7 protein-coding genes are annotated in these 7415 nt (G+C 66.2%); 4 read left to right on the top strand and 3 right to left on the bottom strand.

What is annotated here, in order from left to right:
• The coding region (locus tag MOV75_RS20765) for a thiamine pyrophosphate-binding protein (protein ID WP_247006507.1) at positions 1-585 on the bottom strand (585 nt) is incomplete at its 3' end.
• A 1043-nt stretch (positions 586-1628) separates the two neighbouring features.
• On the opposite strand from MOV75_RS20765, the gene MOV75_RS20760 reads away from it, so the two are divergent.
• Together MOV75_RS20760 and MOV75_RS20755 are read left to right on the top strand one after the other, a co-directional pair.
• Positions 1629-2735, top strand: a complete 1107-nt coding sequence (locus MOV75_RS20760) for a ring-opening amidohydrolase (protein WP_246929884.1) — start codon at positions 1629-1631, stop codon at positions 2733-2735.
• A 108-nt stretch (positions 2736-2843) separates the two neighbouring features.
• Positions 2844-4313, top strand: a complete 1470-nt coding sequence (locus MOV75_RS20755; protein ID WP_246929885.1) for an amidase — start codon at positions 2844-2846, stop codon at positions 4311-4313.
• Positions 4314-4350: 37 nt separating this feature from the next.
• On the opposite strand, the gene MOV75_RS20750 is transcribed toward MOV75_RS20755, so the two are convergent.
• Positions 4351-4671, bottom strand: coding sequence for a hypothetical protein (locus MOV75_RS20750; RefSeq protein ID WP_246929887.1), 321 nt, complete (start codon positions 4669-4671; stop codon positions 4351-4353).
• A gap of 116 nt (positions 4672-4787) precedes the next feature.
• On the opposite strand from MOV75_RS20750, the gene MOV75_RS20745 reads away from it, so the two are divergent.
• Positions 4788-5696, top strand: coding sequence for a PaaI family thioesterase (locus MOV75_RS20745; protein ID WP_246929889.1), 909 nt, complete (start codon positions 4788-4790; stop codon positions 5694-5696).
• A gap of 67 nt (positions 5697-5763) precedes the next feature.
• Positions 5764-6132, top strand: coding sequence for a hypothetical protein (locus MOV75_RS20740; protein ID WP_246929891.1), 369 nt, complete (start codon positions 5764-5766; stop codon positions 6130-6132).
• Between the two features lie 87 nt (positions 6133-6219).
• Here the strand turns inward: MOV75_RS20740 and MOV75_RS20735 are convergent.
• Positions 6220-7415: thiamine pyrophosphate-dependent enzyme (locus MOV75_RS20735; RefSeq protein WP_247006506.1), on the bottom strand; the 1196-nt coding region annotated here is incomplete at its 5' end.

The raw sequence follows: 7415 nt of genomic DNA, 5'->3' as shown, positions 1-7415 counted from the left end.
GACCTTTTCGATGTCGGCCGGCGCGGGCCAGCTCACCGCCGGCTCGATGCGCATGGCATCGGCAACGGCCGCGGTCTCGGTCAGCATGTTCTCCGGCAGCGAGATCACGACGGGACCGGGGCGGCCCTGCATGGCGACGCGGAAGGCGCGCGCCACCAGCTCCGGAATACGATCGGGACGATCAATCTCGACGGCCCATTTCGCCATGGTGCCGAACACCGCCTTGTAGTCCAGTTCCTGGAACGCCTCGCGCTCGCGCATGCCGGTGTCGACCTGGCCGACGAACAGGATCATCGGAGTCGAATCCTGCATCGCGATGTGGACGCCGTGGCTGGCATTGGTCGCGCCGGGGCCGCGGGTGACGAAGCAGATTCCGGGGCGTCCCGTGAGCTTGCCGTACGCCTCCGCCATCATCGCGGCGCCGCCCTCGGCACGGCAGATCATGACGTCGATCGGACTGTCATGCAGCGCATCGAGCGCGGCGAGATAGCTCTCGCCCGGCACGCAGGTGACGCGCTCGACGCCTTGGGCGACGAGCTGATCGATCAGGATCTGGCCCCCGGTGCGGGTGTTGCGGATGGTCATGTCGGCTCCCTCAGGGCTTTGGCAATGCGTCACTATTCGGAGACTGCGTAAGACAGGCCGAGAGAGCGCGCAAGGTCGAAAGGCTCTGATAGCCTGCGCAGGCGTCATGCCCGTCGGTGCCGTTTGCACGACCGCCTGTTCGCGATGATGTGGTGGCTGGGATCGGGCCAGGGCGCTGCATGAAGCAATCCAGTGCCGCAGGGCGGGCAAAGGCGCACAGCGCCGTGCCCACCGAATTCAATCGCGACACGAGCGTGGGCACGCTGGCGCTTTGCCCACCCTACGATGTCGGAGGTTGTGACACGCAGACACACCTTCACCATCTCGCGGCGCTTCCGCCCGAGCTTTGCTCTTCGCATCACGCCCTCATAGCGAAAGGGCGCAGGGAAGGCCGGGCGCCGGCTGGCACCCGCTTGTCCGTCGTGCGATGAGAATGCACACGCAATGCACAACGGATGACAGGTGAAGCCGAGAACGTCCGGCCTTCCCTGCGCGATGTTTGACGGCGTATGGCGCGCTCTCCCCGGAGACGAGTTCCTGCTTGCCTCCGTCACCTCGCGGATTGACGGCGCGCGTCGCCCGGTCGGGCTTGTCGCGCCTCCGCAAGGCTTGGCTGTAGCAACGACAGCCAGGACCACGCGATTTGGCCGTACGCTTCAAGCGCCGCTCGTCCGCACGCGGCCGGGACCTCACGGGGTTGATCCCGCCCTGCTCCCACCTCTCGTGCACGACGCTGCCGCGTCCACCGCTCCCCGATCCGCGGTTCGAAACGACGTACGACCGCCCCTTTCGCCGGATCAGGATGGCCGACACATACGCCGAAACCGAATTTCGGTAAAGCGGAATATTTTTGGCGGACGGGGTTGACTAGCGTGCGACACAGGGTGCGGACGGCCACCGGCGCGCACGCCGCATTCCGTGCCGTCCCGGGGAAAGCCGGACCATAGCGCGTGATCCATCGATTGCACCACACCTTGACACGCACCTGACTTCCACGGCTGGTTGCTCTTGCCGGACCAGCGAACTTCCTAGGAGGACACTCCATGCGCGCCACATCGGCCGGCGTCTTCAAGCTCGCCACCAAGGGCCCCGGCGACGTCTCCAGCCTCATGGCTATGATCGGCTCCGGCGCGATAGATCCCAAATCGATCCTCGCCATCCTGGGCAAGACCGAGGGCAATGGCGGTGTCAATGATTTCACCCGGGAGTATGCCGTTGCCGCGCTGTGCACGGCGCTTGCGCCGCAGCTCGGTCTGACGGCGCATGAGGTCGAGCAGCGGATCGCCTTTGTGATGTCAGGCGGCACCGAGGGCGTGCTCAGCCCGCACATCACCGTGTTCACGCGCCAGGATGTCCCGCAGCGGCCGGCGGGCATCGCAGGCAAGCGCCTGAGCATCGGCATGGCGTACACCCGCGATTTCCTTCCCGAAGAGCTCGGCCGCTCCGCGCAGATCACGGAGACGGCCAGGGCCGTGAAAGCCGCGATGGTGGATGCCGGCCTCACCGATCCCGCCGACGTCCATTTCGTTCAGATCAAGTGCCCGCTGCTGACCAGCGATCGCGTCGCGGCGGCAAACGCGCGCGGTAACAAGACGGTGACGACCAGCGCCTACAGCTCGATGGCCTATTCGCGCGGCGCGTCCGCCCTCGGCGTTGCCGTTGCGCTCGGCGAGATCGCCTCCGATGTCCGGGACGAAGACGTGCTGCGGCGCTACGATCTGTTCTCGAAAGTGGCCTCGACCTCGTCCGGGATCGAGCTGATGCACAACGTCGTCATCGTGCTCGGCAACTCAGCGGCGTCGGTGAGCGAGTTCGAGATCGGCCACGCCGTGATGGACGATGCGATCGACGCCTCGGCGGTGATGTCGGCACTGCAGAGCGTTGGCGTTGCGCCAGAAACTGCGGCAGGTCGCGCGCTCGTCAACGTCTTTGCCAAAGCGGAGGCCTCGCCTGATGGCAGCGTGCGCGGCTTCCGCCACACTATGCTGGAGGATACCGACATCAGCTCGACCCGCCACGCGCGCGCTGCCGTCGGCGGCCTGATTGCAGGTCTCGCCGGCACCGGGGCGGTCTATGTTTCCGGCGGCGCCGAACATCAGGGGCCGGCGGGCGGCGGACCGGTTGCGGTCATCGCGCGGCTCTTCGATTGATCGGCCACCTCTCCGCCCCACGCAACCCTGCCCCTCGCGCCGGCTCAGTTGATTCAGGCGGTCCCTTGCGAAAAAGGTGGCCTCGCTATTCAAGGGGATTTTGACGTCATGACCTTGCCGATGAGCTGGACTGAATGGGCGCAGCACGATGGCGTCGCACTGGCGGGGCGTGTCCGCAAGGGCGAGCTGACGGCGAAGGAATTGGCGCGCCAGGCTGCCGCGGGTGTCGCCAAGGTGAATCCCGCCCTGTCGGGCGTGGTCGAGCTGTTCGAGGACGTGATCGCCGATCCCGCCAAGGATGGCGCCAATCTCGCAGGTCCTTTCGCCGGCCTGCCCTTCCTGATGAAGGATCTCGGGCCGACCATGAAGGGCCGGCTGCAGGAGATGGGCTCGCTGTTGATGCGCGGCAATCGCGCCGCGGCCGACACGTTCCTGACCGGCAAATTCCGCCAGGCCGGGCTCAACCTGATCGGACGCACCACCACGCCGGAATTCGGCGTGTGCTCTTCGGCCGACAATCCCGCCGTCTACGTCACCCGCAATCCCTGGAATACCGACTACACCACCTGCGGCTCGTCCGCGGGCAGCGCCGCGATGGTCGCCGCGGGGGTAGTGCCGATCGCGCATGCCACCGACGGCGGCGGCTCGATCCGCATTCCCGCCGGCGTCAACGGCAATATCGGATTGAAAGTCTCGCGCGGCGTGTTCTCGCTCGCCCCGCACATGTCCGACCTCACCGGCCTCGTCTCGATCCAGGGCTGCCAGTCGCGCTCGGTGCGCGATACCGCCGCCTTCGTCGATCACGCGAGGGGACCTGCGCCCGGCGAGTTCATGCCGTTCTGGACCACGGCGCAGCCTTATTCCGAGATGATCAAGCGCGATCCTTCAAAGCTGCGCATCGCGCTGTCGCACACGTGGGGCGACTACACCGCTACGCCCGAGATCGCAGCCGAGCTGGAGAAGACCGGCCGCTTCCTCGAAGGCCTCGGCCATCACGTCGACTACGCCCTGCCCGAGCTCGATTTCCGCGCCGCCTTCGCCGCGCAGACCACCTGCTACATCTCGAACTTTGCGGTGGTGATCTCCAACATGCTGGCCGCGCGCGGGCTGGACAAGCCGCCGGAAGACCTGATCGAGCCCATGAACATCCGGATCTGGGAAGCCGGCCGCCATACCACCTTTGCCGAGCGGGCGAAGATGCAGGGCGTGTTCAACACGACGTCACGCGGCTTCGGCGCCTTCTTCGAGCAGTGGGACGTGATCCTGACGCCGATCACCGCGCTGCCGACGCCGAGGGTCGGCACCAGGGAATATCTCACCATCTCCGACAATCCCGATGTGCTGGACTGGTTCGGCAATCTCTGGCGCTTCTTCGCCTTCACGCCGCTCGCCAATCTCTGCGGCATGCCGGCGATCTCGATGCCGATGGCGAGCCAGGAGCACGGCCTGCCGCTCGGCATCCAGGCCATCGCCAAGCAGGCCAATGACGGCCTCCTGCTGCAGCTCGCCGCCCAGATCGAGCGCGCGCTCGACGGCAAGTGGAACGGCGGCAGGAAGCCGAAGGTGCATGTGGGCTGAAAAGCGATCGCAGTGACATGCGATCGCACAAGCAGCCTCAGTTCTTCACCACCGGAATCTCCTCCGCCGCGGGCTGCTGCTGCCCCTGCTTGTACATCGCCAGTGCCTTGTCGAGCGCTTCGCGCAGCGCCAGCGCTGCGGCCACGCTGCAACGTAAGTGCGCGGTCTGGACCACGTCGACCCTGACGGCGGCGCCGATCGGCATCAAGAGGTTCGCGGCGAGCTCGATCTGGATCGCGCCGTTGTGATGGCCGAAGCAGGACGCGCCGTCGAAATAGATGATCGGCGCCCGCTCCGAGCTGGAGGTCGAAATGGTGACGGGCCCCTGATTGGCGGCGGGCGTTTCGGGGTCGGCCATGGGCGCTCCTTGCAGCTAAACGACGAACGAAGCGCCCACCATCGGTGCTTTGGCCGGCTCTGTCGAGGCCCCTTCTGGGTTTTGCGCGGCGGCCGGCACTGGTCTAGAACGTCACCATGAGCACCATACCGACCACGCTCCCGTTCGAGGAACTCGCCGAGGCGATCAAGGGCCGCCGTTCCGATTACGGCCATATCAGCGGCCTTCAGCTCGACCGTTTCGCGCCGGCTGAGGCCTGGTCCAGCCTGCCCTACCGGCCCGTCTTCGTCGGCGACATCGAGACCGGCGTGCTGCACGGCGGCGTCGTCACCGCGATGCTGGACGAGAGCTGCGGCATGGCGGTGCAGCTTGCACTCGACGGCACGCGCGCGATCGCGACGCTCGATCTGCGCATCGACTACCAGAAGCCGGCGACGCCGGGCCTCGACATCAAGGCGCATTCGGTCTGCTACCGCACCACGCGCTCGATCGCCTTCGTGCGCTCCACCGCCTATCAGGAATCCGAGGACGATCCGGTGGCGACCGCGACCGCCTGCTTCATGATCGGCGCCAACCGCACCAACATGCTCGCGGACCGCAGGATGGATGGACGGAGCATCCCGACGCTGGAGGCGCCGGACGACCCGGACGGCCCGTTCGCGCACAGCCCGTTTGCGCGCTGCCTCGGCATCCGCGTCAACGGCAACGGCACGCTGACGATGCCGTTTTCGCCTGTGATCATCGGCAATCCGATCCTGCCTGCGATCCATGGCGGCATGACCGGCGCCTTCCTCGAGACCACCGCGATCGTCGGCGTGGCGCGCGAGCTCGGCACCGCCGCGCTGCCCAAGCCGATCGGCCTTACCGTCAACTATTTGCGTTCCGGCCGCGCCCTCGACACGTTCGCCGATGTCTCGATCGTGAAGCAGGGACGGCGCATCGTCGCCTTCGAGGCGCGCGCCTGGCAGGACGATGCGGAAAAGCCGATCGCCACCGCTTTCGGTCATTTCATGCTGCGTCCGACGCCGGGAAGTGACGAGGAATAAGCGCCTTTTGACTTGACGGCCGCAGTTCCGGCCACAACGATAGCGCGTCACTGCGAGAGGTATTGGATTGCGGCATCCGCTCGACATCGTCGCCATGTTCGCCGCACTCTGGCTGCTGGCCTCGATGATGCTCGACGCGTTGACGCCGAAGGAGCTGACCGCAATCATGATCGGCGTTGCGATCGGTCCCGCGATCCTCATCACCGCCGTGTTCTACTACCTCCGCTGCCCGCGAACCGACTTTGCGGTGATATTCGCAGCGCTCTGGCTGATCTCGGACATCGCCATCGCCTTCGTCTCACCGACGCAGCTGCCGCATTTCCTGATCGTGCTCGGCTTCCTGCCGGCCCTGCTGATCGGCACCGCGCTGCACTGGCAACGCCTCCAGCGCCGTGAGCAGCGGCTGCCGGCACCACCTTCGGTGAAGCGGGGTTAGCCGCGCATGAAGGGCTCGTCCACCTCTCCGGCAAGCGGGAGAGGGAACGCACCTCCGCTGCAGCATCGATCTTGATTCCATTGCGCTCTAGCGCGGCAAGAGATTCGTCTTCGCGAGATCCAGCACCTCGTCGCCGCGGCCGTTCATCACCGCGCGCAGCACCCAGAGGCTGAAGCCCTTGATCTGCTCGGTGGTGATGGTCGGCGGCATCGACAGTTCCTGCTTGGCGGTGACGACATCGAGCAGCGCCGGCCCGTTATGGGCGAGCATCTCCTTCACCGCACCGGGGAGCTCGCCGGGATCCTCGACGCGTTTGGCAAAGATGCCCATCGCGCGCGCCATCGCCGCGAAGTCAGGATTCTCCAGGTCGACATTGGTGTCGACGAAGCCGGCCGCCTTCATCTCCAGCGCGACGAAGCCGAGCACGCCGTTGTTGAAGATCACCACCTTCACCGGCAGCTTCATCTGCGTCAGCGTGATCAGATCGCCCATCAGCATGGTGAAGCCGCCGTCGCCGGAGAGCGAGATCACTTGTCGGCCGGGTTGGGCAGCCTGCGCGCCGATCGCCTGCGGCATCGCGTTGGCCATCGAGCCGTGCACGAAGGAGCCGATCAGCCGGCGGCGGCCGTTCATGTCGAGATAGCGCGCGGCCCACACCGTCGGCGTGCCGACATCGGCGGTGAACACGGCATCGTCGGCCGCGTGGTCGCTGATGATCTTTGCGAGATATTGCGGGTGGATCGGCTTGCTGCCCGGCGTTCCCTTGGCGAGCGCATCGAGCCCTTCGCGCGCCTTCTTGTAATGCGCGACGGCATCATCGAGGTGCTTGCGCTGCGTCTTGGCTTTGAGCAGCGGCAGCAGCGCCGCGATGGTGAGCTTGACGTCGCCGACGAGGCCGAGATCGATCTTGCAGCGCCGCCCCAGATTCTCCGGGCGAATGTCGATCTGCGCGATCTGGCAGTCGGTCGGGAAGAACTGCTTGTAGGGAAAATCGGTGCCGAGCATCACCAGCGCGTCGCAGGCGTGCATGGCCGCGTATCCCGAGGAGAAGCCGATGAAGCCGGTCATGCCGACGTCGTAGGGGTTATCGTATTCGACATGCTCCTTGCCGCCGAGCGCATGGACGATCGGACTCTTCAGCGCCTCCGCAAGCTGCATCAAGGGCGCGTGCGCGCCGGCGCAGCCGCGGCCACAGAACAAGGTGATGCGCTCGGCACCGTTGAGGAGATCGGCCAGCACCTGCAGCTCGTCGGCCTGCGGCACCACCTTCGGCGCCGGCACGT

The sequence above is a fragment of the Bradyrhizobium sp. PRIMUS42 genome (assembly GCF_023006515.1).
Taxonomy (GTDB): Bacteria; Pseudomonadota; Alphaproteobacteria; order Rhizobiales; family Xanthobacteraceae; genus Bradyrhizobium.
The sequence above is the reverse complement of the archived record's forward strand: the minus strand, read 5'-3'. Positions and strand labels throughout refer to the sequence as shown.

Excerpts from the sequence above, each read along its gene's own strand:
- MOV75_RS20755 (WP_246929885.1), top strand. The coding sequence starts at position 2,844 with ATGACCTTGCCGATGAGCTGGACTGAATGGGCGCAGCACGATGGCGTC.
- MOV75_RS20745 (WP_246929889.1), top strand. The coding sequence starts at position 4,788 with ATGAGCACCATACCGACCACGCTCCCGTTCGAGGAACTCGCCGAGGCG.
- MOV75_RS20750 (WP_246929887.1), bottom strand. The coding sequence starts at position 4,671 with ATGGCCGACCCCGAAACGCCCGCCGCCAATCAGGGGCCCGTCACCATT.
- MOV75_RS20760 (WP_246929884.1), top strand. The coding sequence starts at position 1,629 with ATGCGCGCCACATCGGCCGGCGTCTTCAAGCTCGCCACCAAGGGCCCC.